At 37.2% G+C, this 26739-nt stretch carries 27 protein-coding genes and 1 tRNA gene; 7 read left to right on the forward strand and 21 right to left on the reverse strand.

Translation table 11 applies throughout. From position 1 onward, the window contains the following. Positions 1-243: 243 nt before the first annotated feature. The 4 genes from ACMGDK_RS04450 to holA all read right to left on the reverse strand — a co-directional run bounded on the left by ACMGDK_RS04450 (position 244) and on the right by holA (position 3169). Positions 244-328: transfer RNA gene (locus ACMGDK_RS04450), tRNA-Ser, on the reverse strand. Between the two features lie 127 nt (positions 329-455). Next, entirely contained in the window at positions 456-683 is a 228-nt protein-coding gene (locus tag ACMGDK_RS04455; RefSeq protein WP_436806822.1) for a glyceraldehyde-3-phosphate dehydrogenase, read from the reverse strand. Positions 684-1020: 337 nt separating this feature from the next. Continuing rightward, positions 1021-1962: a thioredoxin-disulfide reductase gene (trxB, locus tag ACMGDK_RS04460; protein ID WP_436806823.1), complete on the reverse strand. Its 942-nt coding sequence runs from the start codon at positions 1960-1962 to the stop codon at positions 1021-1023. Positions 1963-2131: 169 nt separating this feature from the next. Beyond that, the gene (gene holA, locus ACMGDK_RS04465; protein WP_436806824.1) at positions 2132-3169 is read right to left on the reverse strand and encodes a DNA polymerase III subunit delta; all 1038 of its coding nucleotides are present in this window, start codon (positions 3167-3169) and stop codon (positions 2132-2134) included. 7 nt (positions 3170-3176) lie between these two features. On the opposite strand from holA, the gene ACMGDK_RS04470 reads away from it, so the two are divergent. From ACMGDK_RS04470 to ACMGDK_RS04490, 5 genes are all read left to right on the forward strand, one after another. After that, positions 3177-3608 carry a type I restriction enzyme HsdR N-terminal domain-containing protein gene (locus tag ACMGDK_RS04470; protein ID WP_436806825.1) on the forward strand — a complete coding sequence of 144 codons (432 nt, stop codon included), beginning with the start codon at positions 3177-3179 and terminating at the stop codon, positions 3606-3608. 189 nt (positions 3609-3797) lie between these two features. Further along, positions 3798-4409 carry an HAD family hydrolase gene (locus tag ACMGDK_RS04475; protein ID WP_436806826.1) on the forward strand — a complete coding sequence of 204 codons (612 nt, stop codon included), beginning with the start codon at positions 3798-3800 and terminating at the stop codon, positions 4407-4409. Between the two features lie 233 nt (positions 4410-4642). Further along, positions 4643-5359, forward strand: coding sequence for an outer membrane beta-barrel protein (locus tag ACMGDK_RS04480; protein ID WP_436806827.1), 717 nt, complete (start codon positions 4643-4645; stop codon positions 5357-5359). Positions 5360-5374: 15 nt separating this feature from the next. After that, a complete protein-coding gene (locus ACMGDK_RS04485; protein WP_436806828.1) occupies positions 5375-7036 on the forward strand; it encodes a S41 family peptidase in 1662 nt (553 codons plus the stop codon). A gap of 167 nt (positions 7037-7203) precedes the next feature. Next, positions 7204-7947, forward strand: a complete 744-nt coding sequence (locus ACMGDK_RS04490; protein WP_436806829.1) for a dienelactone hydrolase family protein — start codon at positions 7204-7206, stop codon at positions 7945-7947. An 84-nt stretch (positions 7948-8031) separates the two neighbouring features. Here the strand turns inward: ACMGDK_RS04490 and ACMGDK_RS04495 are convergent, their stop codons facing one another. The 4 genes from ACMGDK_RS04495 to ACMGDK_RS04510 are packed head-to-tail and all read right to left on the reverse strand — an operon-like array spanning position 8032 to position 9703. Then, positions 8032-8394: a cupin domain-containing protein gene (locus ACMGDK_RS04495; protein ID WP_436806830.1), complete on the reverse strand. Its 363-nt coding sequence runs from the start codon at positions 8392-8394 to the stop codon at positions 8032-8034. Beyond that, the gene (locus ACMGDK_RS04500; protein WP_436806831.1) at positions 8391-8918 is read right to left on the reverse strand and encodes a GNAT family N-acetyltransferase; all 528 of its coding nucleotides are present in this window, start codon (positions 8916-8918) and stop codon (positions 8391-8393) included. Before ACMGDK_RS04500 ends, ACMGDK_RS04495 begins: the two co-directional genes overlap by 4 nt. Positions 8919-8921: 3 nt before the next feature. Further along, positions 8922-9527, reverse strand: coding sequence for a DUF2911 domain-containing protein (locus tag ACMGDK_RS04505; protein WP_436806832.1), 606 nt, complete (start codon positions 9525-9527; stop codon positions 8922-8924). 29 nt (positions 9528-9556) lie between these two features. Next, entirely contained in the window at positions 9557-9703 is a 147-nt protein-coding gene (locus tag ACMGDK_RS04510; RefSeq protein WP_495849243.1) for an MGMT family protein, read from the reverse strand. 129 nt (positions 9704-9832) lie between these two features. On the opposite strand from ACMGDK_RS04510, the gene ACMGDK_RS04515 reads away from it, so the two are divergent. After that, a complete protein-coding gene (locus ACMGDK_RS04515; protein WP_436806833.1) occupies positions 9833-10687 on the forward strand; it encodes a hypothetical protein in 855 nt (284 codons plus the stop codon). A gap of 9 nt (positions 10688-10696) precedes the next feature. On the opposite strand, the gene ACMGDK_RS04520 is transcribed toward ACMGDK_RS04515, so the two are convergent. From ACMGDK_RS04520 to ACMGDK_RS04560, 9 genes are all read right to left on the reverse strand, one after another. Then, complete coding sequence (locus ACMGDK_RS04520) at positions 10697-11743, reverse strand: bifunctional transcriptional activator/DNA repair enzyme AdaA (protein WP_436806834.1); 1047 nt, start codon at positions 11741-11743, stop codon at positions 10697-10699. A gap of 2 nt (positions 11744-11745) precedes the next feature. Beyond that, a complete protein-coding gene (locus ACMGDK_RS04525) occupies positions 11746-12516 on the reverse strand; it encodes an isocitrate lyase/PEP mutase family protein (protein WP_436806835.1) in 771 nt (256 codons plus the stop codon). Between the two features lie 124 nt (positions 12517-12640). Then, on the reverse strand, positions 12641-13390 hold the full coding sequence (locus ACMGDK_RS04530; protein WP_436807250.1) for a serine hydrolase domain-containing protein: 750 nt from the start codon (positions 13388-13390) through the stop codon (positions 12641-12643). 32 nt (positions 13391-13422) lie between these two features. Further along, the gene (locus ACMGDK_RS04535) at positions 13423-13809 is read right to left on the reverse strand and encodes a serine hydrolase domain-containing protein (RefSeq protein WP_436806836.1); all 387 of its coding nucleotides are present in this window, start codon (positions 13807-13809) and stop codon (positions 13423-13425) included. A 284-nt stretch (positions 13810-14093) separates the two neighbouring features. Next, on the reverse strand, positions 14094-15647 hold the full coding sequence (locus tag ACMGDK_RS04540; protein WP_436806837.1) for a rhomboid family intramembrane serine protease: 1554 nt from the start codon (positions 15645-15647) through the stop codon (positions 14094-14096). A gap of 150 nt (positions 15648-15797) precedes the next feature. After that, positions 15798-18977, reverse strand: a complete 3180-nt coding sequence (carB, locus tag ACMGDK_RS04545) for a carbamoyl-phosphate synthase large subunit (protein WP_436806838.1) — start codon at positions 18975-18977, stop codon at positions 15798-15800. Positions 18978-19022: 45 nt separating this feature from the next. Beyond that, entirely contained in the window at positions 19023-19385 is a 363-nt protein-coding gene (locus tag ACMGDK_RS04550; protein WP_436806839.1) for a four helix bundle protein, read from the reverse strand. Between the two features lie 10 nt (positions 19386-19395). Beyond that, complete coding sequence (locus ACMGDK_RS04555) at positions 19396-20478, reverse strand: carbamoyl phosphate synthase small subunit (RefSeq protein ID WP_436806840.1); 1083 nt, start codon at positions 20476-20478, stop codon at positions 19396-19398. A 90-nt stretch (positions 20479-20568) separates the two neighbouring features. Next, positions 20569-21465, reverse strand: a complete 897-nt coding sequence (locus tag ACMGDK_RS04560; protein ID WP_436806841.1) for an aspartate carbamoyltransferase catalytic subunit — start codon at positions 21463-21465, stop codon at positions 20569-20571. Between the two features lie 241 nt (positions 21466-21706). On the opposite strand from ACMGDK_RS04560, the gene ACMGDK_RS04565 reads away from it, so the two are divergent. Beyond that, on the forward strand, positions 21707-22168 hold the full coding sequence (locus ACMGDK_RS04565) for an Lrp/AsnC family transcriptional regulator (protein WP_169235940.1): 462 nt from the start codon (positions 21707-21709) through the stop codon (positions 22166-22168). Positions 22169-22299: 131 nt separating this feature from the next. Here the strand turns inward: ACMGDK_RS04565 and argH are convergent, their stop codons facing one another. The 4 genes from argH to ACMGDK_RS04585 form a co-directional block, all read right to left on the reverse strand. Next, on the reverse strand, positions 22300-23604 hold the full coding sequence (gene argH / locus ACMGDK_RS04570) for an argininosuccinate lyase (RefSeq protein ID WP_436806842.1): 1305 nt from the start codon (positions 23602-23604) through the stop codon (positions 22300-22302). Positions 23605-23868: 264 nt separating this feature from the next. Then, positions 23869-24951 carry a M20 family metallo-hydrolase gene (locus tag ACMGDK_RS04575; RefSeq protein WP_436806843.1) on the reverse strand — a complete coding sequence of 361 codons (1083 nt, stop codon included), beginning with the start codon at positions 24949-24951 and terminating at the stop codon, positions 23869-23871. Further along, positions 24926-25720 (reverse strand): acetylglutamate kinase, encoded by a 795-nt coding sequence (argB, locus tag ACMGDK_RS04580; RefSeq protein ID WP_436806844.1) that lies wholly within the window; start codon positions 25718-25720, stop codon positions 24926-24928. The genes ACMGDK_RS04575 and argB overlap by 26 nt, the downstream gene beginning before the upstream one ends. Positions 25721-25774: 54 nt before the next feature. Further along, positions 25775-26734, reverse strand: coding sequence for a Rossmann-fold NAD(P)-binding domain-containing protein (locus ACMGDK_RS04585; protein WP_436806845.1), 960 nt, complete (start codon positions 26732-26734; stop codon positions 25775-25777). Positions 26735-26739 lie beyond the last annotated feature (5 nt).

Raw genomic sequence — 26739 nt, forward strand, 5'->3', positions numbered from 1 at the left:
TAAGGGGCTACCTTTACTATGAGCTCTATATTAAATAAAACACCACCCCATCATCTTATTTACAAAACTTATTTATATACAAATGAACATCTATTTTAAAATAATATTTTTTAGATATTACATCAGTGACACATGATGTAATTCTGCATATTCTTTTTTAAAACCAATAAAAAATCCTGCAATTCATTGAATCGCAGGATTTAATTTTTTTGTGCTGGTAAAGAATTTCTTCTTTGCATTTCGCGGAGAGAGAGGGATTCGAACCCCCGGACCTGTTACAGTCAATAGTTTTCAAGACTATCGCAATCGACCACTCTGCCATCTCTCCTGAATAACGGCTATACCGTTGTTTTCAGTGGTGCAAATATAAAACGATTTTACAGTTCTGCAAAACTTTTCCGGGAGAAATTTTAATGAAACTTAATAATAGACTTAAAATCAGAGGAATTATTTTTTCAGGGTACTCTAACCTCTTCCCTGTCTACTATGGCAATGAAACTGTTTTTTATAAGATCCGACGGATACACAAATTGATCTCCATTTTCTCCCTTCACTACAATAGCCGCCTGTTCATCGTTCAGGCATTTGTCCAGCTGGCTTTGCATTTCATTCAACCTTCCATCCTGGATTTCAATGGTGTAAGTTCCTGTAATGTGTTTTATTTTTATGATTTTATTGTGCATATTATTTTTTTTGATTGGGATTTAAATTTAGGAATTTTCCGGTAAGTACAATTATATATTTCACGAAGAACAGCCCATGAGTCTAGATTTGGCTAAAGCCAGCGGAATTTCCAATACGTTAAACGGGCTAAAGCCCATCTCTATTGAATATAATATGTATTATCTTTCAATAAAAATCTTATTTTTTTTATAAACTTAAGTTCACACATATTCAACTTAAAAATAAATAGAATTTTTAATAAGCTTTTGTGACTTTTGTGGTTAAAAGGAAGATAAAATAAAACAAAAAAAGCGCACCCACGGGTACGCTTTTTATGATAATAAACTGAATATTATATTAATGTAATTCAGCCAGATATTTTTCTGCATCCATCGCAGCCATACATCCGCTTCCTGCAGCAGTAATGGCCTGTCTGTAAATATGATCCTGAACATCTCCTGCAGCAAAAACTCCCGGAAGATTGGTTCTTGTAGATCCTTTTTCAGTAAGGATATATCCGTTTTCGTCAAGGTCGATCTGTCCTGCGAAGATATCCGTATTCGGTTTGTGTCCGATAGCGATGAAAATACCTTCTACGTCAACCGTAGAGGTTTCCTGCGTTTGGTTGTTGATGATCAGGGCTCTTTCTACAAGGCTGTTTTCACCTTCAATACCAATCAGCTCATGATTGAATTTTACTTCAATATTCGGAGTATTTTCCACTCTGTGGATCATTGCTTTAGAAGCTCTGAAAACGTCTTTTCTTACCAGCATGGTTACCTTTCTGGTAAGTTTTGCAAGATAGGTAGCTTCTTCAGCTGCTGTATCTCCCGCTCCTACCACTACCACATCTTTTCCTCTGTAGAAAAAACCGTCGCATGTAGCACATGCCGAAACACCGCCTCCTGCATATTTCTTCTCATCATCCAGACCAAGATATTTGGCTGTAGCTCCTGTAGAGATAATCACTGTTTTAGCCAGGATCTCCTTATTTCCTGCATATAATTTGTGAACACCACCATTTTCCTTAGAGAATTCAGCTTTGGTGATCATTTCATAATGAACTTTAGTGTCGAATCTTTCTGCCTGCTTCTGCAGGTCCATCATCATTTCAGGTCCTGTAATCCCTGCCGGATATCCTGGAAAGTTATCCACCTCCGTAGTTGTTGTTAATTGTCCGCCCGGCTCCAAACCTGTATAAAGCTCAGGTTTTAAGTCTGCTCTTGCTGCATATATTGCCGCTGTGAAACCAGAAGGTCCGGATCCAACGATCACACAATCTAAAATATTTTGTTCCATAAATTTACTTTGTTCAAAAAGATTTTAATTCAGTCCGCTAATTTCGTAATTTTTAATGTTTTATTAAAGTATTTTTAATGATACTTGTCAATATCAAATATGTGAACTGTCGATAAATTGTTCGCTTATTCTCCAATCCTAAACTCCCTGACTCTCCCACTCTACTTCATTACACCTTCATCTTAAATTTATCCACATTGATAATCTTATACACCAGTTCCTTGATCAGTTCTGTCTCGCCCATATTTACAGCACCAAGTCCCTTTCCTTTCATATCAAATTCCCTTAAAATGGAAATGACTCTTGTCGCATGCTTTAAAGGATACAGTCTTGCACTTTCTGCATAATCTTTAATAAAATAAGGATTAACGCCCATTTGTGAAGCAATAACCTGTGGAGGTTGCCCTGCCATGGTCTGGTAAATAATCACATTGGAAAAGTAGCTGTAAAGACTTGCCAGCATCATAACAAAAGGATTGTTCTTTGGATTTTTACCCATAAAATGAGCGATTCTGAAGGCTGCATCAGTATTTTTTGTTCCTAAAGCCTTCTGAAGCTCAAAAACATTATATTCCTTACTGATTCCGATATGGTTTTCCACGATCGTCCCGTCCAGTATTTCACCTTCTTTAAGGATGATCTTCAATTTATTCAGTTCGTTGGCAATTCTTGAAAGGTCGTTTCCGAGATATTCTGCAAGCAGATGAGAAATATTCGGAGCTGTTTTAATTTTAAGGCGTGTGCATTCGTCAGCAATCCATTTCGGAAGATTGGTATCTCTCACCGGTTCACTTAAGAAAAGGGCCTTTGCTTTGTCCAAAGCTTTTGTAGCTTTTTTTCTGCTGTCCAGTTTCTTATGCTTATGGGCAAAAACCAATACGGTAGACGGTACAGGATTTTCAACATAGGTTTCCAGCACTCTGTTTTCCTCTTCATTAAACTTCAGATCCTGAGCTTCTTTTACAATGATTATCTGCTTGTCACCCATCATCGGGAACTGCCTTGCCAGGGAAAGGATTTCCTGATAGGAAGTATCTTTTCCGTACACTACAGTCTGGTTAAAAGCTTTTTCATCTTCCTCCAGAAAGTCGTGTTCAAGTACTTTTACAGCAGCATCAATAAAGTAAGGTTCTTCTCCGTGGAAAAAATAAATAGGTAAAACTTCTTTATTTTTAATATTTTTGAGGATTAAATCTAATTCTTTCATCTTATTAATGGAACTTCCAAAACTGAATTTTCAGGAAACTTTTGATTTTAAATTCAAGAAAGACAAAGATAAGTTTTTTATTTATGACTTGGTCCGCAAAACTTATCTTCTCCTCACCCCCGAGGAATGGGTGAGGCAGCATTGGGTACACTATTATCTTACCGTAAAGGCTTATTCCCGGTCGGCAATTATCACTGAAAAAAAAATCCTGCTGAACGGTCTTACCAAAAGAATTGACCTGCTGGTTACCGAAAAAACGGAACCTATTATCCTGATTGAATGCAAGGCGCCACAAATTAAGCTGACAGAGAAAACATTTGAACAGACGGCGCGGTACAACTCCATTATCGGGGCGAAAGAAATTATCCTGACCAATGGTCTTCAGCACATCAATGCATATTATGAAAACGGGCAGTATCAATTTTATAAACCGGAGTAACCGCTAATATTTTTAACAAATACATTGGACGTATAAAAAATAAGTACGTACACACAAGGTTAAGAAGAAAATCTGTTAAGCCAACTTTAATTTGTAGAATCACATTCCCCCTCTCTGGAGAAATGGTAAATCAAAATTTGACGGGGTGGTTAAAAAAAGAATAATAAATTAAAAAAGTTAAATTCATATATGGAAATTAAGAATATCATCTTCGATTTTGGCGGCGTATTAATGGATTGGAATCCAAGATATTTTTTCAAAGATTATTTCAATGATGACGTAAAAATGGAATACTTTCTTGAAAACATTGCCCAGTCGGAATGGAATGAAGAGCAGGACCGCGGAAGAAGCCTGGCAGAAGGCACTGATATCCAGGTGAAAAAATTTCCGGAATGGGAAAAGGAACTCAGGGCTTATTATGATAACTGGACTGTGATGCTGAAAAGTGATATTCCTCAGAACGTAGAAATTTTAAGACGTTTAGGAAATACAAATTATCAATTATACGGACTGACGAACTGGTCTGAAGAAACTTTCCCTTACGCCTTGGAAAATTATGACTTCTTCCAACTTTTTAATGGAAAGATTGTAGTTTCGGGAACGGAAAAACTTATCAAACCGGATCCGAAAATCTGGCATGTTCTGCTGGAAAGATATAATCTTAAGGCCAATGAATCTGTTTTCATCGATGATAATCCTAAAAATATCGAAATGGCGCAAATTTTAGGGTTTACTACCATTCAGGTTAATTCGGACACCAATTTAGAAGAAGAACTTCATCGTTTAGGCATAAATATTTAATAAATTTTCAACTTTAATAATATTCTACCAATCCTTACTTATCGGTTAAGGATTTTTATTTTCACAAAAAATTAATATAAAATATTTTTCCCTTATCAATGAATTAATTAAAAAAAATCAACACCCAAAATGCATAACAAAAAGATAATCAATAACTTAACAGCCAAAAAAAAGGCTTTACTTTGGTTATTTTTCGTTATTTTAGTTCCAGCAAAATTTAAATAATTCGCTTTATGAACAAAAAGTTATGCAGAGCTGCCAGCCTAGGCCTCTTAGTTGCAAGTATATCTATTTCTGCACAGCATCATTTTAATATAGGTCTTGATGCAGGCTATACATCCAGCATATTACATGCTGATCTTTCCAATCTTGTGGATTCAAAATATGAAAGCCGCCCAGGTTTTGGAGTCAATTTATCCGGAGAATATATGATTTGGAAATCGTTTTTCGTTTCTACCGGAGTTGGTTTCCAACAGAAAAACTATGAGTTTAAACGAACGGGAAGCCGTACAGGCTGGTATACCCAATACACCAATAACTTCCTGACTCTTCCTCTGACCGTAGGTGCCTATATCTTAAACAATCCTCATGAAACTACAGGAGTATGGCTTAAAGTGGAAGGCGGAATGTATTCTGACTACTGGCTCAGCATGAAAAGAGAAGGCAGATATCCGGTATTTGGGGAATTACAGGAAAACGGGACTTTCAATTATACGGAAGTATCTGATACTTATGATTTCAAAAAAAACGAAAATCAGCTGAACCGCTGGAACTACGGCCTGGTTGGGAAAGCACAATTAGGCTATTCGTTCAAAAAATTAAATGTATATGGTTCATATTCCTATCAGCACGGGCTTTCGGATATCAACAAAGACAATGAAGACAAAAATCAAAAAGCATCTATCAGATCTCATATGATCTCTTTGGGGGCATCCTATAAATTCAATTAATACATTCAAATACCTATGAAAAAGAAATTAATTACTTTAGGCTTACTTTTTTTTGTAGCTACAGGAACATTTAATTCATGTCTTGAAGAAAATGAGCCCATTACCGAAACCACCAGATATATAAGCAGTGATATAAAATCCTATGCCGATCTTTTCAAAGTATTCTGGAAAGTTATGGACCAGCGTTACAATTACTTTTATGAACAAAAAAGAACCGATGGTATGGATTGGAATACTATTTACAAAGAATACTATCCAAAGTTTGAAGCTCTGAAGTCCTACAACCCTAAATCTGGGGCCACCGATACTGATTATCAAGCCGATGCTGAAAAAGCGAAACAATATTTTACAGAAATTGTAGATCCTATTATTGACCGTCATTTTTCTGTGAAAATAAAAATGCCTTATACCAATGCAGGTATTTCTATTACCTATACATTCTTTGGAGGTATGAAAACCAAGGATCCGAATATTTACCCTTTTGACAACAAATATGCTTACATGAAGGAGAGGCTGGAAGACGGCGCACTATTAAGCAACAACTTTCTATTGGCAGGAAATTTAAAAGCAAGTCCCGGAGTTTATTATTTCAGCTTTAAAAGCTTCGGTCTTACTTCCAGTCAAAAGATCAATCTTTTAGACAAATATCTCAGTCCCGATGTTGGTAATATTCTGGTACTGACGCCTGCAATTATTGAGAGCAGTGCCGAACTTAACGCCATTACCAATGTTACTACCCGAAATGAAGTAAAGAATTTTACAATCAACATCTTAAATCAATGGAATACTTTTCCAAATTCCAATGATATAAAAACATTCAACGAGCAGATTAAGACATTTAAAAACAGTGAAATTTTATCAGATCAGTTATTAACCCTTACTCAGCAGACATTAAATCAGTCCAATAATCTCGTAAAATACAATCTTTCATCAACGTATACACCTGTTTTAACGAATGAAACTCTTCCTTATCTTCAGTGGTTTATTCAAAAAATGGATGGGCACGTAAAATACGGATATAATTTACCCCAATTTCAAACGGCAGCCAACGGGATCTTAACAAGAGCTCCCTTTTATAAAAAGTTCTTAAACCCTCTTCGTAACGGAGATATTAAAAAAATCATTCTGGATTTAAGAAGTAATGGCGGAGGGGACATAGTGGATGCACGCTTTTTCTCGGACCGTTTTATCACTAAAAATGCAATAGCCTATTACCAGAGAACCAAGGAAGGAAACGGGCAGTACAATTATACGCCATGGGTGCCGGTACAAGCCAAGCCTCACCTGTTTGGAATTCCTAAAAATATCCCTACCGTCATTTTAACAGATAAAGGAAGTGCCAGTATGTCTGAAATGACCACATTAATGCTGAAAAGCCAGGGAAATCATGTGATTTCAATGGGAGATTACAGCGCGGGAGCCACTGCCGGATTAGGAACTCCTGATGATTTCAACGGAGGAACCAGAGATATTGTTGCCGGCGGTATTCTTGAATTCTATATGCCTCTGATGGCTGCGAAAGATGCTAGCGGAACAGTGATTGAAGGCATTGGTGTGAAACCCGATATTTATGTAACTCCTCCTACGGATGCGGAATTACAGCAGATGAAAAACAGTCCTACAACATTCGTAGACAGAGTTATCGACGAAGCGTTAAAATACCTTTCAACAAAATAAAGTTAGTTTTAATTTAAAGTATTTCTATTCATATTAAAAATCAAAGATCTTCATTTTTTTGATTTTTAATGATTCATCCTCATCTAAGTTATTTTCTGTAATTTAGTTGAGGATTTTTTATTAACTCATAATCAAAATCTGTTTAACAATTTACCAAATTGCAGAATATGATACGCAACCTTTTATTAACAGCATGCATGATAAGTGCAGGAACCGTTTTTAGTCAAAAATTAAAACCTGTTTCCTATCAGGACGGTTCTCAGAAACTCAACGGATTAGTCACTTCGAATGCCGGAAAAAAACTTCCGGGTGTCCTGATCCTGCCGGCCTGGAAAGGGATCGACGATGAAGCTAAAACTGCTGCTGCCGATCTTGAAAAGCAAGGTTATATAGCCTTTATTGCTGACATTTACGGTGAAGGAAATATTCCGGCTGACAATGCTTCTGCCAGCAAAACTTCCGGATATTATAAACAGAATTATGATGCTTATCAAAAACGGATTTCCCTGGCTTTAGAACAACTGAGAAAGAATGGAGCAATTGCTGATAAAATTGCCGTGATCGGATACTGTTTTGGCGGAACGGGAGCTTTGGAATCTGCGAGAGGAAGTCTTCCGGTAGTGGGCGTTGTTTCCATTCACGGAAGTATAGGAAAAGATCAGACCAGAAAAAACGGTCCGATTTCCGCAAAAATATTAGTCGAAAATCCTGCAAATGACCAAGGAGTTACCCCGGAAGATTATAACAATTTAGTCAAAGAGATGAACGAAGGCAATGCAGACTGGCAGATCATCACTTATGCCCATTCGAAGCATACGTTTACCGATCCGAAATCGCCAGATTATAATGAAGTAATGGCCAAAAGAGCCTGGAATCATACGTTGCTATTCCTGAAAGAAATACTTAAGTAAATTTATTTTAATGTAACAGTATAGCAGTGTAACAATAATTGAACCGAGTGATTGGTACACTGTTACACTGCTATATTGTTATATTTATTCTTCCTCCCTGTTTACCAGCTCCATCGAAAACGCTGGAAGACAGATGGCAATATATTCACAAGATTCTGAAAACGGATTGCTGTAACGTACTCTTGCTCCCTTTTCTATCAAAATACTCTGTCCTTTTTCAAGAATGATGATTTCTCCGTCTATCTCAAACTGCTTTTTCCCTGAAATAATAAGAGTAAACTCGTCGAAATCCGGGGTCTGATGCGGTTCGCTCCAGTCCGGTGGTGCTACCATATGGGCAATGGAAACATTTGAATTTCCTGTAGAATTTCCCCAATGCTCTTCAATTAATTTTCCGTCTGTGGTAGGTACTACAAACGGTGATGTTTGGATCTTGTATTTTTTCATGAATGATTTTCTTTTTTGATTTCATACACAAAATTGGTTCTTGTAGGCTCTGCAAAATAAGCCACTTCCTCTTCTGCGATCTTCTTGCCACCAATTCTTTCCAAAGCAGTCTGGGATCTGAAATTTTCTTTTCCAATATGGAAATGTACCTTGTCTACGTATTGGAAGATATAATCAAGCATCATTTTTTTCACTTTAGGATTGATCCCTTTTCCCCACGACTTTGTTCCATAGAAAGTATAGCCAATGAAAATGCGGCTCTCATTTTCATCAAAATTATAAAAACGTGTACTGCCCAAAATATCGCCGGAGGATTTTTCTACTATTTTAAAAGCACCTCCGCTTTCCATAGCTCCTCTGAAAAAGCTTTCAAAGACCTCTCTTTGATATCGCTCTTTATTAGGATGCTGCTCCCAAACTCTCGGATCGGAAGCTACTTCATATAAAGACTCAAAATCCCCTTGCTCTAAGGGGATTAATTTATATTCCTGATTTTCTAAAACAGGTTGAATTGAAAATTTCATTGCCTAACTTTTTGTTTTTGCAGCGTCTGCTTCTATTTTCTTAATTTCTTTAAGTTTATCTGCAATCTTGATAACAGCCTCTGGTTTTGCAGGTTTTAAAGCAACTTCTGCCTGAGCCATATCCCATTTAATCACCAGGTTTCCTGAGTTTTCATCCGTTGGGTTCAAGGTGATTTCAAACCACTCCTGCTTGTCAGCCAGTTTGTTCACCGGTACAGTTACATCTACAACATCCTGCTTTGGATCATAGGTGTAAGCGCCCCATTGCTGGAAATCTTTATTTAATATTACTTTCCATTCTTTTTCCGTAGGAACAATAAAAAGCCCGTATGTTCCTGCAGGAACTGTTTTTCCGCCGAAGTTAACAGACTGTCCAAATGTGATTTTTGTAGATGAGTTCGCGCCTGCTCTCCAAACCTGTCCGTAGGGAACCAGTTCTCCGAAGATCTTACGTCCTTTCACTCCCGGTCTTCCATAATCAATGCTGATTTTGGACATAGAAAACTGCTGTTCTACCTTCTGACGCGGACTTGCTGCCGGTACTGAGTAATCCTGAGCAAAACTTAAAGCCGAAGCTGATATGCAAAGTGCAAATAGTAACTTTTTCACGTGTAAATTTTTGCCTAAATTTACAAAAATCAAAATAAAATAACCTCCTCTAATTCCAATAATTTTTGCTTTTTCCGGATTCCTCCAACATACCCAACCCGCTCGCCATTTGAACCGGTAACACGGTGACAGGCTATCAGAATGGCAATTTTATTGATGCTTTTTGCTGTTCCCACTGCACGTGATATTTTTTTTCAATGAAAGCTGCTATTAATCACTTTTTGAATCATCTGATTTTAGTTTTTGCTGTTCCAAAGATAATGGGTAATTTTAAAATTCCGGAATTTAACCATAATCACATCAGAATGTTCATAAAATCAAGCATTATCGTACTGCTTTCTGCAGGTCTTTTCACCATCAATGCACAGCAGACGATTCCGTTCAGAATTACAAAACACAATAATATTATCATCAAAACCCTGGTGAATAAGAAGGATTCTCTGGATCTGATGTTCCAGATCGCCATGGAGGATGCATCAATTTCTCCGGAAAGACACCACAAAGCAGATCATATTACTTTTGATAAAGATGATGTGAGTAATGATAATACAGTACAGATCGGGAAGATGAATTTAAATAATGTCCGTTTTTTTAATAATGAGCTGACGGGTCATGAAGCAGATGGAAAGATCGGAACAGGAATGTTCTCTGGAAAATCTTTTAAAATAGATTATGATAACAACAGGTTTGAAATTTATGACAAAGAACCGGATTTAAATGGTTATCAAGGCGTTATGCTATTCCATGAGAATGGACAGTTTTTTATTAATGCAGATAATGTCATTGATGGTAAGCAACAGCAGGAAGCCTATTTTCTGCTACAGTCCGGATTCTCCGGAGCTATTCTTTACAGCAATGCTTTTGCAGAAGAAAAAGAGCTGGATAAGCTTTTAAAGACAACTTCGGAAAAAACCATGAAGAATTCTTCAGGAGAAAGTATCATAACCAAGCAGGGAATTCTTCCTTTCTTTAAGCTAAGTAATTCTGTTCTGAAGGATGTACCAGCAGGCTTTTTTGTAGGAAAACGTAAGACACAAACAGTTAATTATTTGGGTGCAGATATGCTGAAGAGGTTCAACTGGATTTTCGATGCTGATAGAAAAACAGTGTACATTAAGCACAGCAAATATTTTTCCGAGCCTTATTATAAAATGAATTAACGGAGCTATTTAAAATAAGATAGCTCCTTCCAGTTCCAGAAGTTTTTGCTTTCTCCATATTCCTCCGGCATACCCTACCAGTTCGCCATCTGAGCCTATTACCCGGTGACAGGGAATGATGATTGCGATTTTATTAATCCCGTTTGCCGTTCCTACAGCGCGTACGGCTTTAGGATTGCCCAAAAACTCAGATTGTTGTTTGTACGTCCGGGTTTCTCCTAGGGGTATTTCAGTCAAAAGGTTCCAGACTTTTTTCTGAAAATCCGTTCCGGTGGTATAAATCGGTACATCAAATTTCGTTCTTTTTCCCTCAAAATATTCATTGAGTTCATCTTCCAGCTGCTTAAAGTGTTTATTCTCACCCTGAACGATTTCTGCGTTCATCACTTTGGACAGCTGGCTGAACTGGCGGTCTATATTTTTTCGGTCTGTAAATTCGAGCAGGCATATTCCTTCTTCGCATGAACAGGCAAACATGGGTCCTAATGGTGTCTCCAGCCTTTTTAGGTCAATGATTTTCCGGCGGATTGTATTTTTGGGTGTTGTACCAATAACATCTTTAAAGCGTTCATTAAAGCCGCTTAAACTTTCGTAACCTGATTCCAGTGCTGTTTCCATAATGTTTCCGCCGTTTTTTATTTTCTTAAATGCTTTATTCATTCTGAATTCTCTCTGAAAAGCCTGAAAGGTCATTCGGTGGTTTTTCAGGAACCAGCGTCTGATGGTTACCGGTTCTATGTTTCTTTTCAGGAGGTCTGCGTCTTTGATTTTTAATGATTCATTCTGCTGAAGTTCGTCTATCAGATCCTGAATATATCGGGGTGTTTCATTCAGTTTTTCGAGTGGCCGGCAAATTTTACACGGTCTGTAGCCATTTTCTATCGCCTTTTCTGTATTAATAAAGAATTCAACATTTTCTCTTTTGGGCTTTCTGGCTGTACAGGTTGGGCGGCAGAATATACCCGTAGTTTTTACAGCCATCCAGTAAATGCCTTCAAATGAGGAATCTTTCTCTAAAGATGCCTGATACATTCTTTCTTCTGTAAGCTTTATCATGTTTAAAAAATTGGGGAAAAGCTCCCGGTTTCACCGATGTTTTTTAATGCAGTTTCTAATTGTCCATAAATATAGCCATTTAAGAAATTTCCGGATGAAATTCTTTTAACGCCTAGCCTTTCCAGGGTAATAAAAGCCGGAAGTTCAGGCATAGCCATAACACTGAACGGAAGTTTTGCGGCATCGGTAAGGCGTTTAATATCCTGTACTTCAGTGATACAGGGAACAAAGATCCCGTCCGCTCCCACTTTTTCTATGATTTTCATCCGGTGCAAACTTTCTTCTGCTGCATTGTCTACACCGAGCAGAAACGGATCTATTCTGACATTGACGAAAATCTCAATGTTTTGTTCTTTTAGCTTTTGAATAACTGCATTTAATTTATTAAAAAAATCGTCTGGACTTAATAATTTTCTGCTACCTTCAATAATGACACTGTCTTCAATATTGATCCCGACAACACCAGCCTTCGCCAGTCTGGAAATGTTTAAAACTATCTCGTCAGTGGTTTTTCCATAGCCGCCTTCCAGATCTACGGATAATGGAATTGATATGGATTTTAAAATTCTTTCAATGATATAAAAATATTCATCAAAGCTTATGTTTTCGCCGTCTTCATATCCCAGGCTAAATGCTACTGCCGAGCTTGAAGTCGCCACTGCTTTATAGCCCAGTTTTTCATAAACCTTAGCGCTCTGGACATTCCAAACGTTTCCTATCAATAATGGATCATTCTGCTCATGCAGTTCTCTGAATCTCTGAATTGCTGTCATCTTAATTTTTTATCAAAAGTAATACAGATGCGGTTTTTGTGCAACCGAAAAACGGACAAGTATTTTTATATGAAAAAACTACGCAAGAAAATTACAGGGCTTAAATTTTACTCATATCAAATCATCATTTTCCGAGTTTTCTTAAAACTGATTTTGCCCAAGCAGCATACATTGAATTTCTCATATCATCTTTCCAGTTAGAGCCATTGCAAAGAATAACTAAACCGCTTTTAGTAGGCATGTGCAAAAACATAGAAGCGCACCAACCATCGTTTTCACCTGTATGGCCAACAGTCTGAAGATTTTCAAAGTTAAAGAACCGGTAACCGAGACCGCTTTCTCCTTCACTGGAACCTGGCTGGACACGTTGTTCCATCAATCGTACCGTTTGGGGTTTTAAAACTTTATTCAGTTCTTTTGGATCGGCTGTGATAGATAATTCAGCAAAACGGGCAAAATCTAAAATTGTTGTTTGCAGTCCTGCAGCAGCCTGTTCGGTAAATATTCTGTTTTTTATAGGTTTTCCCAATGTATCATAAGCTGTGGCGGAATTTGCTTTCATTTCTTCTGTCCATTCATAATTAGTATGATTTAATCCCAGAGGCTTAAAAACATTTTTTCTCATGTATTCAGCAAAGTTTTCTTTGGTTCTTTCTTCAAGTAAGAGCTGCGCAAGCGTGTAACCACCACCTGAATATTTCCATTTTGTTCCGGACTCCATGATCAGACTTACACTTTCTTTGTTTCTTTTTGTTTTTCCTGAAAGAGATTCTTCTAATGATAAGAGTTTAGCTCCCTGCTCAGAACCTCCATATCCATGAACGGAAAGTCCAGCCGTATGGCTTAGAATCCGTCTAAGGGTAACTTTTGAAATATCAAATGAGGATTGTGGTAATTTCCAGCGGGTTAAGTATTGATTACAGGATCATCCAATTCAACCAGTTTTTTTTCTGTCAATTGCATGAATCCCCACGCAGCGACGACCTTTGAAACGGAGCCAACGTTAAAAATTGTCTGGTTTGTTACCGGTTTTTTATTTACTACATCAGCATATCCAATGCATTGTATCCATGTAACTTTTCCATTTTCAATCACAGCAACAGCTACTCCGGGAACATTACTTTTTTGAGTGTATTCTAAACCGAGCCTTTGGATTTCTTTATAGAGCGAATCTGTTTTTTCAGGAATAACATGCGTATCTGGCTCTACCACAATATGCTTTGCAGAGGTACAGGAAAAAAGGATTCCAATACATGAAACAGTATATAAGAAACCGGATTTGATGTTTATCATTTGGAGGGTATTTTATTAATCTAAACTTTCAATGTCATTAAATTTTCGCTACTATTCACCTATATGCAATGTACACATTTCACTTATACCATCATCTAATTCATACAAATTTCTGTAATCAGCTGATAATTAAATTTTCAATAAACAAAAACCCCGCAAGAAAACTCACGGGGTTTAAAATTATATCATTTGAATCCGAAATTACATCGTCTCCATTTTGAAACTCATGCTTTCAATGACTTTCAGGATAGCTTCTACTGTGTCCATGGATGTAGCTGTTTCTACTATTCTTCGTTCTGCATATCAATTTTTAATTTAAGCTGTCTTGACATTAAAATTCCAATTATAAATCCACTTAAGAGACCTCCAATATGCGCAGCATTGTCAACACCACCAGTAAAACCCATAAGCAAATTAAAGCCAACAAAAACAAGTGTGCTTAATAAAAATGCTTTTCCAAAATCAGGTGGGAACACTTTAAGTAATAAGGTTGCTAAAAAGAAACCATAAAGTCCAAAAATTGCACCCGAAGCTCCAATACTTACTACAGCAGGATACCACCAGATACTGGCAGCACTTGCTAATATCCCTGTTATCAAATAAACAAGTAAATATTTTGTCTTTCCCAAAAGCGGTTCAAGGAAAATACCTACAAATAAAAGCCCATATATATTGGCTAAAATGTGCATTAGCCCTCCATGCATAAAAGTATTTGTCACAAGCCTCCACCATTGCCCGTCAGTCGTAATGGGTCTGTAATTAGCCCCCCAGCTTAATAAATTGTCTGCTTTGAAAGATATAAGACCAAAACCAGCAATAACCATTGCAACAAAAACCAGTAAATTCAGGTTAATAATTATTGGGGTAATAAAAAAATCTTTTTTAGGAACGAAAAATTCAAGTATTTCTTTCAGATCTGTATCTTTTTCAGTCCTTCCTCTTTTAAAATTTTCCAATCGTTTTTTATCAAACTTAAAAAATAATAAAAGTATAAAATACACTAAGATTCCAATTCCCAGCGAACCAAAAATCCATTCAAACTTTTTACCGTTTCTATTTTCAAAAGGCTCATTTTTAGCTTCAAAAACTATCTGATCGTCACCATTGATCATTCCTAAATCTAAAATTGCTTTATTAAATTCATCATGATCTTCAGTATTTCCTATTATTTCTAAATACTTGAATTTACTAAAGTCAGTTTTTTCAAATTCTTTTTGTTTTTGTTCTGCAAAAATTTTGTATTTAGTTTCTTTTTCCTGATCTGAAAGACGGTTGCTTATCCGTTCACTGTATCGCTTTCCTAACCAAAATTTACTTTCTGCTTTTGCTGTGTCGGAAATGCTTTTTAAAATTGGCATCGCAACATAGATCAACATATTAAAATCTGTATTATTTTTCCCGGTTACTGTTACTGTATTTTGCACAGCAATATGTCTCTTGTCGATATAGTAATTCTTTAAAGAATAATATTTAGTTTTTTCACTCTTATCAATTTGTGATATGTTTTCAACTTTTGTAAGCTTACCTATAGCAGTTACTAAATATTCCTGAGCAATTATGGTAGGAATTGCTATAGCGACGCAAGCAATAAACTGGTATAAAAATGAAGCATTTTCATTTTTGAAATACAACAACTTTATTTTTGGCCTCAACCAAATTAATATTGGAATAAAGGGAAGTCCAAAAGGTAGCCAGAATCTTACAATCTGTTCTTTCAGTGGAATTTCCGCTTTGATAAATAATATCCAATGCAAAAAAGTATATCCTACAATAAAACAAATTGCAATAATCAAAAAGGGTTTAAAAATTAATTTTAATTTGTCCGAAATTTCGTTCATATTTTCTTGGTATTACTCTTTTATAAAGTGCCATTAATCATTGCAGCCAGCATCTGTGCTGCATTTAAAGTTTGTAAAAATCCACAAAATTAAACAAAAACCCCGCAAGAAAACTCACGGGGTTTAAAATTATATCATTTGAATCCGAAATTACATCGTCTCCATTTTGAAACTCATGCTTTCAATGACTTTCAGGATAGCTTCTACCGTATCCATGGATGTTAAACAAGGAACGCCGTTCTCCACACTCATTCTTCTGATCTGGAATCCGTCTCTCTCTACCTGTTTACCTTTGGTCATGGTATTCACTACATACTGTACTTTACCTTTCTGGATCAGGTCGATAAGGTTCACATCATCTTCTCCTATTTTGTATCCGATTTTACAAGGTATTCCTTTTTCTTCAAAGAATTTAGCTGTTCCTTCTGTTGCCCAGATTCTGAAGCCAACTTCATGGAATCTTGACGCCAGATCTGCAGCTTCCTGCTTGTGTTTATCTGCAACAGTGAACAAAATTGAACCGTGCATCGGAACTTTTCTTCCTGCTGCGATCAGTCCTTTGTAAAGAGCTTTCTCCAATGTTGTATCTTTCCCCATTACTTCTCCTGTAGACTTCATTTCCGGTCCCAGAGAGATATCTACTTTCGTTAGTTTTGAGAAAGAGAATACAGGAACTTTTACAAAGACTCCTTCTTTATTCGGAACTAATCCATTTTTGTACCCTAAATCTTTCAGTTTCTGACCTAAAATTGCTTTTGTTGCCAGGTTAGCCATCGGTACTTCAGTGATTTTAGATAAGAAAGGAACTGTTCTTGATGAACGCGGGTTCACCTCAATCACATATACATTTCCTTCGAAAAGAACGTACTGGATATTCATTAAACCGATCACATTCAATCCTTTAGCCAGTCTCTGAGTATAATCTACCAGAGTATCAATTTCCTGCTGCGAAACATTCTGAGGCGGATACACAGCGATTGAATCCCCGGAGTGAACTCCTGCTCTTTCGATATGTTCCATAATCCCAGGGATAATTACCGTTTCACCGTCGCAGATTGCATCAACCTCAACTTCTTTTCCTGTAATATAACGGTCTACCAAAACCGGGTGCTCCGGGCTGGCATCTACCGCAAATTCCATGTAGTGAGCCAATTCGCTTTCGGTATACACAATTTCCATTGCCCTACCTCCCAAAACATAACTTGGACGAACCAAAACCGGATACCCGATCTCACTGGCAATTTTAATGGCTTCTTCTTTTGACGTTGACGTTTTTCCTAAAGGCTGTGGAATTCCCATTTCCTGAAGGGCCTTTTCAAATTTATCTCTGTTTTCAGCTCGGTCTAAATCTTCCAGTGAAGTTCCCAGAATTTTCACACCGTAACTTGCCAGTTTATCTGCTAAGTTGATCGCTGTCTGACCTCCGAACTGAACCACCACTCCCATCGGTTTTTCAAGGTCGATGATATTCATTACGTCTTCTTCCGTTAAAGGCTCAAAGTATAATTTATCTGAAATCGAGAAGTCTGTAGAAACCGTTTCCGGGTTGTTGTTGATGATAATCGCTTCGTAACCCATCTCCTTGATCGCCCAAACCGAATGAACCGTTGCATAGTCGAACTCAACTCCCTGCCCGATTCTGATAGGTCCTGAACCCAGAACGACCACCTTTTGCTTATCCGTTACCACACTTTCATTTTCTTCTTCATAGGTTCCGTAGAAATAAGGGGTTTCACTTTCAAATTCTGCTGCACACGTGTCTACCATTTTGTAAACCGGTATTACCCCGTTTTCTTTTCTGAAATTATATACCTCCCTCTGGGAAGATCCCCATAAATGAGCGATATTCTGATCCGAGAAACCTAATTTTTTAGCCTGAACTAAAATTTCTTTGTCGAATTGATGGGCAGCTATTTCTTTTTCAAAATCAACAAGCTTCTTTAATTTCCAGATGAAGAATTTATCAATTTTACTCCATTCTACAATTTGTTCCCAATCGTAACCTCTTCTTAAAGCATCACAGATAATAAACAGTCTTTCATCGTCACAAACCCTGATTCTTCTTTCGATATCTTCGTCTGTTAAAGCGGCAGCCTGTTTTGTTTTTAATCCTAGATGTCTTAAGCCTGTTTCTAAGGAACGAACGGCTTTCTGTAATGATTCTTCGAAGTTTCTCCCGATGGCCATTACTTCTCCGGTCGCTTTCATCTGTGTAGACAGTCTTCTGTCTGCTGTCTCGAATTTATCAAACGGGAATCTCGGGAATTTCGTTACCACATAGTCAAGGGCCGGCTCAAAACATGCGTATGTTTTTCCTGTTACCGGATTCATAATCTCGTCAAGCGTTAATCCTACTGCAATTTTTGCAGCAATTTTTGCGATCGGATATCCTGTCGCTTTACTTGCCAATGCTGATGAACGGGAAACTCTAGGATTCACCTCGATGATATAGTAGTTGAATGAATGCGGATCTAAAGCCAGCTGTACATTACATCCTCCTTCAATTCCTAAGGCTCTGATGATTTTTAGGGAAGCGTTTCTCAGTAACTGATACTCTCTGTCAGAAAGTGTCTGGGAAGGCGCTACTACGATAGAATCCCCTGTGTGAACTCCTACCGGATCTATATTTTCCATGTTACAAACCACAATCGCATTGTCGTTGGCATCACGCATTACTTCGTATTCAATCTCTTTGAAACCGGCAATTGATTTTTCGATAAGGCACTGGGTAACAGGACTATATTTCAGTCCCAATTCCGCAATTTCTTTCAGCTCAGCCTCTGTGGAAGCAATACCGCCTCCAGTTCCTCCCATCGTGAAGGCAGGACGAACAATCACCGGATAACCGATCTCGTCAGCAAAACGGATCGCTCCTTCTACCGTAGTCACAATGTCCGATTCCGGAACCGGCTCATTCAGTTCTCTCATCAGCTCACGGAAAAGATCTCTGTCCTCCGCTCTGTTGATGGCAGAAAGTGTAGTTCCCAAAACTTCTACTTTACATTCTTCAAGAATTCCTGATTTTTCCAGTTCTACCGCCATATTCAGACCTGTCTGACCTCCCAGTGTCGGTAACAAAGCGTCCGGACGTTCTTTTCTGATGATGTGACTTACAAACTGAAGGGAAATCGGCTCGATATATACTTTATCTGCGATTTCTACATCCGTCATAATGGTTGCAGGGTTTGAATTAATCAAAATCACCTTGTAGCCTTCTTCTCTCAAAGACAGGCAAGCCTGCGTTCCTGCGTAATCAAATTCAGCTGCCTGCCCGATGATGATGGGTCCTGAACCGATTACTAAAATTGTTTTTATATCGTTTCTTTTCATAAGTTTAAAATGTAACAATTTATCAATCTAACAGTGTAACAATGTTTACAGACCGTTTTCCTTTGATAAACTTGTGCTTAAAATTTTATAAATAATTTTTCCGATTTCTATGATCTGCGTTTCCAACTTATCGTCAAAGGGATAATTTTTGGAGTTTTTACACAGATATAACCAATATTTTGTTTCTTCAAGTTCTTTGGCTGCAATTTTTATTTTATTCACAAAATCTTTTTTACTATAAGGATTCTGCGCTTCAAAAGAATTCGCACCGATACTTGTTCCTGAACGTAATAACTGTTTAGCAATGACAAATTTCTTATGTTGTTCCAATAATTCGCAAAACTCAATAATATCTAAAGAGAATTTCACTGTTTTTTCAATTAAAGGATTGTTTTCGAAATTGATCATTTAATTATTGTTAAACTGTTACATTTTTAAATTGGTACATTAAATCAATGAACTCATCAAACAAATAATTTGCATCTTCAGGGCCTGGGCTTGCTTCCGGGTGATACTGAACGGAGAAGCATGGATGGATCTTGTGTTTCAGACCTTCGTTGGTTCTGTCGTTTAGGGCGATGTGAGTTTCTATAAGGTCTGTATCTTTAAGACTTTCCTGATCTACTGCATATCCATGGTTTTGAGAAGTGATGGATACTTTGTTTTTCTCAAGATCCAGTACAGGGTGGTTTCCTCCTCTGTGGCCGAACTTCAGTTTGAATGTTTTTGCACCGCAAGCCAAACCGATTAACTGATGTCCTAAGCAGATTCCAAAGATCGGAACTTTTCCTAATAATCCGCGGATCATTTCTAGTGCCTGCGGGTTGTCTTCAGGGTCACCGGGACCGTTTGAAAGCATAATTCCGTCCGGATCCATTAATAAGATCTCTTCTGCTGTTGTATCGTGGGAAACTACAGTAATGTCACAGTTTCTTTGAGACAGCTCTCTGATAATTCCTAACTTGGAACCAAAATCTACCAACACTACCTTAAATCCTCTTCCCGGATTGGCGTAAGCTGTTTTTGTAGAAACGGTTTCCACCTGATTAGTTGGGAAGCTGGTACCTTTTAACTCTGCAACAACTTCGTTTTCATCAGTTTCAATGTTTACAATTTTGCCTTTCACAACTCCTGAATTACGAAGAATTCTGGTGAGTCTTCTGGTATCAATTCCAGAAATTCCAGAAAGATTTTTCTTTTTAAATAATTCATCTAAAGTGATCTGGGTACGGAAATTGGAAGGAAGATCGCAAAGCTCTTTTACGATAAGTCCTTTAATAGCCGGCTCGATACTTTCATAATCATCACGGTTAATACCATAATTTCCGATAAGCGGATAGGTCATGCAAACAATCTGACCGCAGTATGACGGATCGGAGATCAACTCCTGATAGCCTGTCATTCCGGTATTGAAAACTACTTCTCCGGCAGTTTCCAATTCTGCTCCGAAACCTTCTCCATGAAACACTTCACCGGACTCCAGTATTAATTTTTTCTTCATTTTTAAAAATTAGATATTAGATTTAAGAAGTTAGAAGTTAGACTTCCTCGTTCTGTTTTTATTTTCTTTTTGCTTTACTCTTTATTCTATTTAATCCACTTTAAAGGTATACCCTTCTTTTTCCAGTGCTTCCTTCAGGATCGCCATTCTTGCGAACACGCCGTTCTGCATCTGCTTAAAAATTCTTGAACGTTCACATTCTACAAGGTCTGTATCAATCTCTACACCTCTGTTGATAGGAGCGGGATGCATAATGATTGCGCCCTCTTTCATTGCCTTTTCTCTTTCTTTCGTAAGACCATATTTTCTATGATACTCTGAAGCGGAGTAACTCATTTTCGCATCGTGTCTCTCATGCTGGATTCTTAGCAGCATCAGCACATCCACTTCAGATATTAGCTGATCAACCGGCAAATAAGTTCCATTAATTAAAGCTCCTTCATCAAACCAGTCTTCAGGTCCGGAGAAATATACTTTAGCGCCTAATCTTCTTAATGCTTCTGCATTGGAATTGGCCACACGACTGTGCTTTACATCTCCAACGATTCCTATTTTCAGACCTTCGAATTTTCCAAATTCCTGAAAGATGGTCATCAGATCCAGCATGCACTGGGATGGATGGTTTCCTGTTCCGTCTCCTCCGTTGATCACCGGGATATTGATGTTTTTTAGTTCTTCAAAATACCGGTCCTTCTTGTCTCTGATAACTACCAGATTCACGCCTAGGCTTTGGATGGTTTTTACGGTATCATAAAGGCTCTCTCCTTTATTTACAGAACTGTGGGAAGCATCAAAAGGTACTACCTGCAGGCCCAGTTTTCTTTCCGCGATATCAAAGCTTGTCTTTGTTCTTGTACTGTCTTCAAAGAAAAGGTTTGAGCAGAAAATTTCTCCTTCAATTTTTGCAGTTTTCCCGTTGGCAAAAGCCAGTGCTTCGGTCAGTATACTGTTGATTCTCTCGGTGCTAAGTTCTGTAATCGTAAACATAATTCTTAATTTTTGAACATAAAAAAAGCGAAGACAACATCTTCGCTAATAATAATAAATATCGTAAAGGGCGCTTTCGCCCGGTAAATCTAATGATATAAATACTCTTTTATTCATTAGGTGCAAAGATACAAATAATTTACGAACTTACAAAACCAAATTTTAAAATAAATTAAAACCTCTTAATCATTCCTTATTTTCATTTATAATTGATATTTTTGTTAAATCTCAAACCTATTCTATGGATTTAAAAGACAAAATGATTCTCAGCATTATTCAGGAAGACTCTACATTATCTGTGAAGGAAATCTCAGAAAGGATAGGTCTTACGTTTACTCCAACTTATGAGCGTATCAAACAATTGGAGAAGCATGGCATTATTGAGAAATACGTTGGTCTTTTAAACCGTGAAAAACTGGGCCTGAATATCGTGGTCTACTGTAATGTCCGTCTTAAAGAGCAATCCCAGAAAGTACTGGAAACCTTTGAGAAAAATATTATGAAACATGATGAAGTCCAGGAAATCATCAGTCTTTCCGGCGAGTACGACTACATGCTTAAGATCATTGCAAAGGACATTAATTCTTATAATGATTTTGCAGTGAATGTGATCTCAAATATACCTAATATTGGTCAGTACCACAGCTCTATCGTGCTTCACGAAGTAAAAAAATCCACTAAGTTTAAGATTGATTTAGATTAATCTTTTCTTAATTTATCACAACGTTAAACAAAGGATAAGTAAAATGCTCTATTTTTTTTAAGATAAACAAAGCCGCTTCGCTTAATTTTTGAAATACAGTATTGATTTGCTTCTTTGTTTACTTTTTAAAATCAACCTAATAACTTATTCTTCAGTTTATTAAACTGGTATTCTATTTTATCCAGACACAGATTTCCTATGCTTCCCTGATGGCTATGATCGAGGTTTCCAACTTCAAATTCAAATTCATTATTTTCAATCTCCTGCCCTACTTTTACATAGGCATCACGGAATGAACTTCCTTTTTTCACTTCTTCATTGATCTTCTCTACACTGAAAAGATATTTGTATTTCTCATCTTCCAGAATTCCATCTTTTACCTGAATATTCGGAAGGGTGTAATTTAAGATTTCCAGACATTCTTTCAGGGAATCAATAGCCGGGAAAAGAATTTCTTTTGTCAGCTGGACGTCTCTGTGATAACCGGAAGGTAGATTATTCGTTAATAATATAAGTTCATTCGGTAAAGACTGAATTCTGTTGCATCGTGCACGAACCAGTTCGAAGATATCCGGATTCTTTTTGTGTGGCATAATGCTGCTTCCCGTTGTAAATTCTTTTGGAAAACTGATAAAATCAAAGTTCTGGCTTAAATATAAGCAGACGTCATAGGCAAATTTCCCAAGCGTTCCGCCTAAAGTAGCCATTGCCATAGACAGCATTTTTTCCGATTTTCCACGGGTCATCTGTGCGTATACAGAATTATAGTTCATCGACTGAAAACCTAAGTTATAGGTCGTACTTTCACGATCAATCGGGAAAGAGGAACCGTATCCTGCCGCTGAACCCAGAGGATTTTTATTGATGATATTCTTCACCGAAAACAACAATTCAACATCATCTAATAATGCTTCCGCATAGGCTCCAAACCATAATCCAAACGAAGACGGCATTGCAATCTGAAGGTGGGTATAGCCAGGAAGCAACTTACCTTTGTGTTGATCAGCCAGTTTAATTAAGATTTGAAAAAACTCATCGGTCAAAGATGTAATTTCACGGATCTCATCCAGCAGATAAAGCTTGATATCCAGTAAAACCTGATCATTTCTGGATCTTGCCGTATGGATCTTCTTTCCGGTATCGCCTAATTTTTCAATTAATATCGCTTCAACCTGAGAATGGATATCCTCTGCTTCTTTATCGATCTCAAATGTTCCGTTTTCGATATCTTTTAAAATATCTGCTAAAACAGAAAGCATCTGTTCTGATTCTTCACCTGAGATAATTCCGGTTTCTGCCAACATCTGGCAATGTGCCATGGAACCTTTAACATCATATTTTGCTAAACGTTCATCAAAGTCAAGATCTTTCCCGACTGTAAATTTATTGACTAATATATTGGTGGCCAGGTCATCCTTCTGCCATATTTTTTTCATACTATATTTTTTACAATATTTAATTTAATTTGTTTCAACCTGCCCAGCAGAGCATCCTTATTATTAAACTATAAAAAAACATCTCCACATTCAAAAGTCTTCGTCTTTAATTTTCTTTTTGCATAAATCTTTATTAAAAACTAGACTTTTTTGCCTGCTGAGCCTGGTTAAAACATTTTTTTTAGATATTAGATATTAGATATTAGATGTTAGTACACCATATTGTAAATTTCTAACTTCTAATATCTAACATCTAACTTCTCCTTACAAAACTTTTTCTAAGATCCTTATATAGATCTCGATTCCTTCTTCAATCTCTTTTATATAGATGTATTCATCTGCTGTATGAGAGCGCCTACTATCACCAGGGCCAATTTTTACGGATGTACACGGAATAATCGCCTGATCGGATGATGTTGGTGAACCGTAAGTTGTCCTTCCGATTTCAAGACCTGCCTGAACAAAAGGGTGATCCATTTCAATTTTTGAGGAATTTAACCTGAAAGACCTGGCCATTAATGAAGATTTCATCTGCGACTGAATGACCTCAAAAACTTCCTTATTGGAATATTCATCGGTAACTCTTACATCTAAAGTAAAAGTGCAGGCTTCCGGAACTACGTTATGCTGAACACCTGCGTGAATTCCGGAAAGGGTAACTTTAACTTCACCCAAATAATCGGAAACCTTCGGAAATCTGAAGTTCAGAATATTTTGAAGATCTTCCATACATTTTACAATGGAGTTATCGCCATTCGGATGAGCAGCGTGAGAAGGAGTTCCTCTCATTTCCCCGTCTATCACCAAAAGGCCTTTTTCCGCGATCGCCAGATTCATCTGCGTTGGTTCTCCTACAATGGCGAATTCGATGTCCGGAAGCAGTGGAAATAAAGCCTCAATTCCATCAAATCCTGAAATCTCCTCCTCAGCCGTCAAAGCAATAACTAAATTATATTTTAAATTTTCTTTCTCATAAAAATGTAAAAAAACCTGAGCCATGGAAACCAGAGAAGCTCCTGCATCATTACTTCCCAATCCATATAGTTTTCCGTCCTGCTCAACCGGAAGAAACGGATCTAATGTATATGCTTTATTAGGTTTTACCGTATCATGGTGGGTATTCAGCAAGATGGACGGCTTAGATGCATCAAAGTTTTTATTAACTGCCCAAATGTTGTTTTTAAAACGTTTTGCAGGAATATGATGTTTCTTAAAAAAATTCTCAATTTCTACGGACGTATTGTATTCATCTTTGCTGAATGAAGGAATTGCAATCAGTTTTTTAAGCAATTCAACCGCGTGAGTCAGCAGCTCTTCTTTACTATAAACAGATTTTAGTTCCTCCATGATGGTTTTCTATATGATTTTTTAATTGGGTTTCTTTAATTAAGAATACCTTGTTTACATTATTTTTTACAGCCCCAAGAGCGTTTTCAAGTTTGGGCAGAATTCCCTTATGAAGTTTTCCTGCTCCTTTTAATACAGAGAATTCTTCTTCAGAAATATTTCCAATAACAGATTTAGGATTTTCAACGTCTTCCAAAACACCTTCTTTATCAAAACAATACAGTAATTCCACATCATATTTTGATGATAAAGCCTGGGCAATTACTGAAGCAATCGTATCTGCATTTGTATTAAAAAGATTTCCTTTTTTATCATGCGTAATCGCTGAAAAAACAGGAACAAGCTTAAGTTTAATTAATTTTGAGATCAATTTTCTGTTCACGCTTTTCTTCTCAATATCTCCTACAAAGCCGAAATCTATTTCCGCATGCTCTCTTTTTCTGGCTTTAATTAAATTTGCATCAGCTCCGGAAAAACCTATTGCTTTGCATTTTTTATGCTGAAGTTTGGCCACAATATTTTTATTGATTCCTCCCGCATACACCATTGCCACAATATCCAGCGTATCTTTATCTGTGATTCTCCGTCCGTTGATCATTTTTTGTTCGACACCCAATTTATCAGCTAAAGTAGTTGCTAATTTTCCGCCACCGTGAACCAGAATTTTCTTTTCCTTAATTTCAGAAAACTGCTCTAAAAATTCGTTCAGTAATTCCTCATCATCAATTAAATTGCCACCGATTTTTATAATGTATAGCTTTTCTTTCATTGTAAATCTTTTTTGAGATTTTTCATTCTTATCCTTGACAAGGATTAAACTCCGTTATTTAGAATTCAATTCATCCAAAATTTCTGAAAAAACTGCTTGCGCAGAGAAAATTCGGTTTTTGGCCTGCTGATAGATGATGGAGTTTTCTCCGTCCATTACTTCATCACTCAACTCTACATTACGGCGGACGGGAAGACAGTGCATTACTTTTGCATGGTTGGTGTTTTCCAGTTTTTCTCCGGTCAGCATCCAGTTTTCTTTCACTTCCGGCATGGCTGCGTAGTCATCAAAAGAGGACCAGTTTTTCACATAGATAAAATCGGCATCTTTTAAAGCTTCATCCTGATCATGAATTACTTTGGTATCTTTCGTGAAATTTTTATCCAGATCATACCCTTCGGGATTGGCGATTACAAAATCAACATCCATTTCCTGCATCCACTCTGCAAAAGAATTTCCAACGGCCTGAGCAATCGGTTTGATGTGTGGCGCCCAGGTAAGAACCACTTTCGGTTTACGATCCTCTTTCCAGTTTTCTGTAATGGTAATGCAGTCTGCCAGACTTTGAAGCGGGTGTCGTGTTGCAGATTCCAGAGAAACCACAGGCACTTTGGCGTGTTGTTCAAACTGGCTTAGAATACTTTCATTCACATCGTCTTCTTTAGATTTCATTCCTGCAAAACAACGTACAGCAATGATATCGCAGTATTGGTTTAATACTTCTATCGCATCTTTAATATGTTCAACAGTATCGCCATTCATTACGGCTCCGTCTGCAAATTCCAGATTCCAGGCTTCCTGGGCTGCATTCAAAGTCAGGACGTTTAATCCTAAATTCTGAGCTGCAATCTGGCTGCTTAAACGTGTTCTTAAACTTGAATTTAAAAACACGAGGCCTATTGTTTTCCCCTTTCCTTTTTCCGGTTCGGAATTGGGATTTTCTTTAATCTGTAAAGCTTTTTTTATAATTTCCTGTAAGTTTTTTACATCACTTACAGAGGTGAATTTTTTCATTTGAT

It is taken from the genome of Chryseobacterium hilariae, assembly GCF_051400735.1.
In the GTDB taxonomy this organism is placed as follows: Bacteria; Bacteroidota; Bacteroidia; order Flavobacteriales; family Weeksellaceae; genus Chryseobacterium.

Coding starts and splice junctions, on each gene's coding strand:
- ACMGDK_RS04455 (WP_436806822.1), bottom strand. CDS start 683: ATGCACAATAAAATCATAAAAATAAAACACATTACAGGAACTTACACC.
- ACMGDK_RS04480 (WP_436806827.1), top strand. CDS start 4,643: ATGAACAAAAAGTTATGCAGAGCTGCCAGCCTAGGCCTCTTAGTTGCA.
- ACMGDK_RS04565 (WP_169235940.1), top strand. CDS start 21,707: ATGGATTTAAAAGACAAAATGATTCTCAGCATTATTCAGGAAGACTCT.
- ACMGDK_RS04475 (WP_436806826.1), top strand. CDS start 3,798: ATGGAAATTAAGAATATCATCTTCGATTTTGGCGGCGTATTAATGGAT.
- ACMGDK_RS04495 (WP_436806830.1), bottom strand. CDS start 8,394: ATGAAAAAATACAAGATCCAAACATCACCGTTTGTAGTACCTACCACA.
- trxB (WP_436806823.1), bottom strand. CDS start 1,962: ATGGAACAAAATATTTTAGATTGTGTGATCGTTGGATCCGGACCTTCT.
- carB (WP_436806838.1), bottom strand. CDS start 18,977: ATGAAAAGAAACGATATAAAAACAATTTTAGTAATCGGTTCAGGACCC.
- ACMGDK_RS04525 (WP_436806835.1), bottom strand. CDS start 12,516: ATGACAGCAATTCAGAGATTCAGAGAACTGCATGAGCAGAATGATCCA.
- ACMGDK_RS04485 (WP_436806828.1), top strand. CDS start 5,375: ATGAAAAAGAAATTAATTACTTTAGGCTTACTTTTTTTTGTAGCTACA.
- ACMGDK_RS04535 (WP_436806836.1), bottom strand. CDS start 13,809: ATGATAAACATCAAATCCGGTTTCTTATATACTGTTTCATGTATTGGA.
- argB (WP_436806844.1), bottom strand. CDS start 25,720: ATGAAAGAAAAGCTATACATTATAAAAATCGGTGGCAATTTAATTGAT.
- ACMGDK_RS04470 (WP_436806825.1), top strand. CDS start 3,177: ATGGAACTTCCAAAACTGAATTTTCAGGAAACTTTTGATTTTAAATTC.
- argH (WP_436806842.1), bottom strand. CDS start 23,604: ATGAAAAAAATATGGCAGAAGGATGACCTGGCCACCAATATATTAGTC.
- ACMGDK_RS04555 (WP_436806840.1), bottom strand. CDS start 20,478: ATGAAGAAAAAATTAATACTGGAGTCCGGTGAAGTGTTTCATGGAGAA.
- ACMGDK_RS04575 (WP_436806843.1), bottom strand. CDS start 24,951: ATGGAGGAACTAAAATCTGTTTATAGTAAAGAAGAGCTGCTGACTCAC.
- holA (WP_436806824.1), bottom strand. CDS start 3,169: ATGAAAGAATTAGATTTAATCCTCAAAAATATTAAAAATAAAGAAGTT.
- ACMGDK_RS04560 (WP_436806841.1), bottom strand. CDS start 21,465: ATGTTTACGATTACAGAACTTAGCACCGAGAGAATCAACAGTATACTG.
- ACMGDK_RS04500 (WP_436806831.1), bottom strand. CDS start 8,918: ATGAAATTTTCAATTCAACCTGTTTTAGAAAATCAGGAATATAAATTA.
- ACMGDK_RS04520 (WP_436806834.1), bottom strand. CDS start 11,743: ATGATAAAGCTTACAGAAGAAAGAATGTATCAGGCATCTTTAGAGAAA.
- ACMGDK_RS04550 (WP_436806839.1), bottom strand. CDS start 19,385: ATGATCAATTTCGAAAACAATCCTTTAATTGAAAAAACAGTGAAATTC.
- ACMGDK_RS04540 (WP_436806837.1), bottom strand. CDS start 15,647: ATGAACGAAATTTCGGACAAATTAAAATTAATTTTTAAACCCTTTTTG.
- ACMGDK_RS04515 (WP_436806833.1), top strand. CDS start 9,833: ATGTTCATAAAATCAAGCATTATCGTACTGCTTTCTGCAGGTCTTTTC.
- ACMGDK_RS04490 (WP_436806829.1), top strand. CDS start 7,204: ATGATACGCAACCTTTTATTAACAGCATGCATGATAAGTGCAGGAACC.
- ACMGDK_RS04585 (WP_436806845.1), bottom strand. CDS start 26,734: ATGAAAAAATTCACCTCTGTAAGTGATGTAAAAAACTTACAGGAAATT.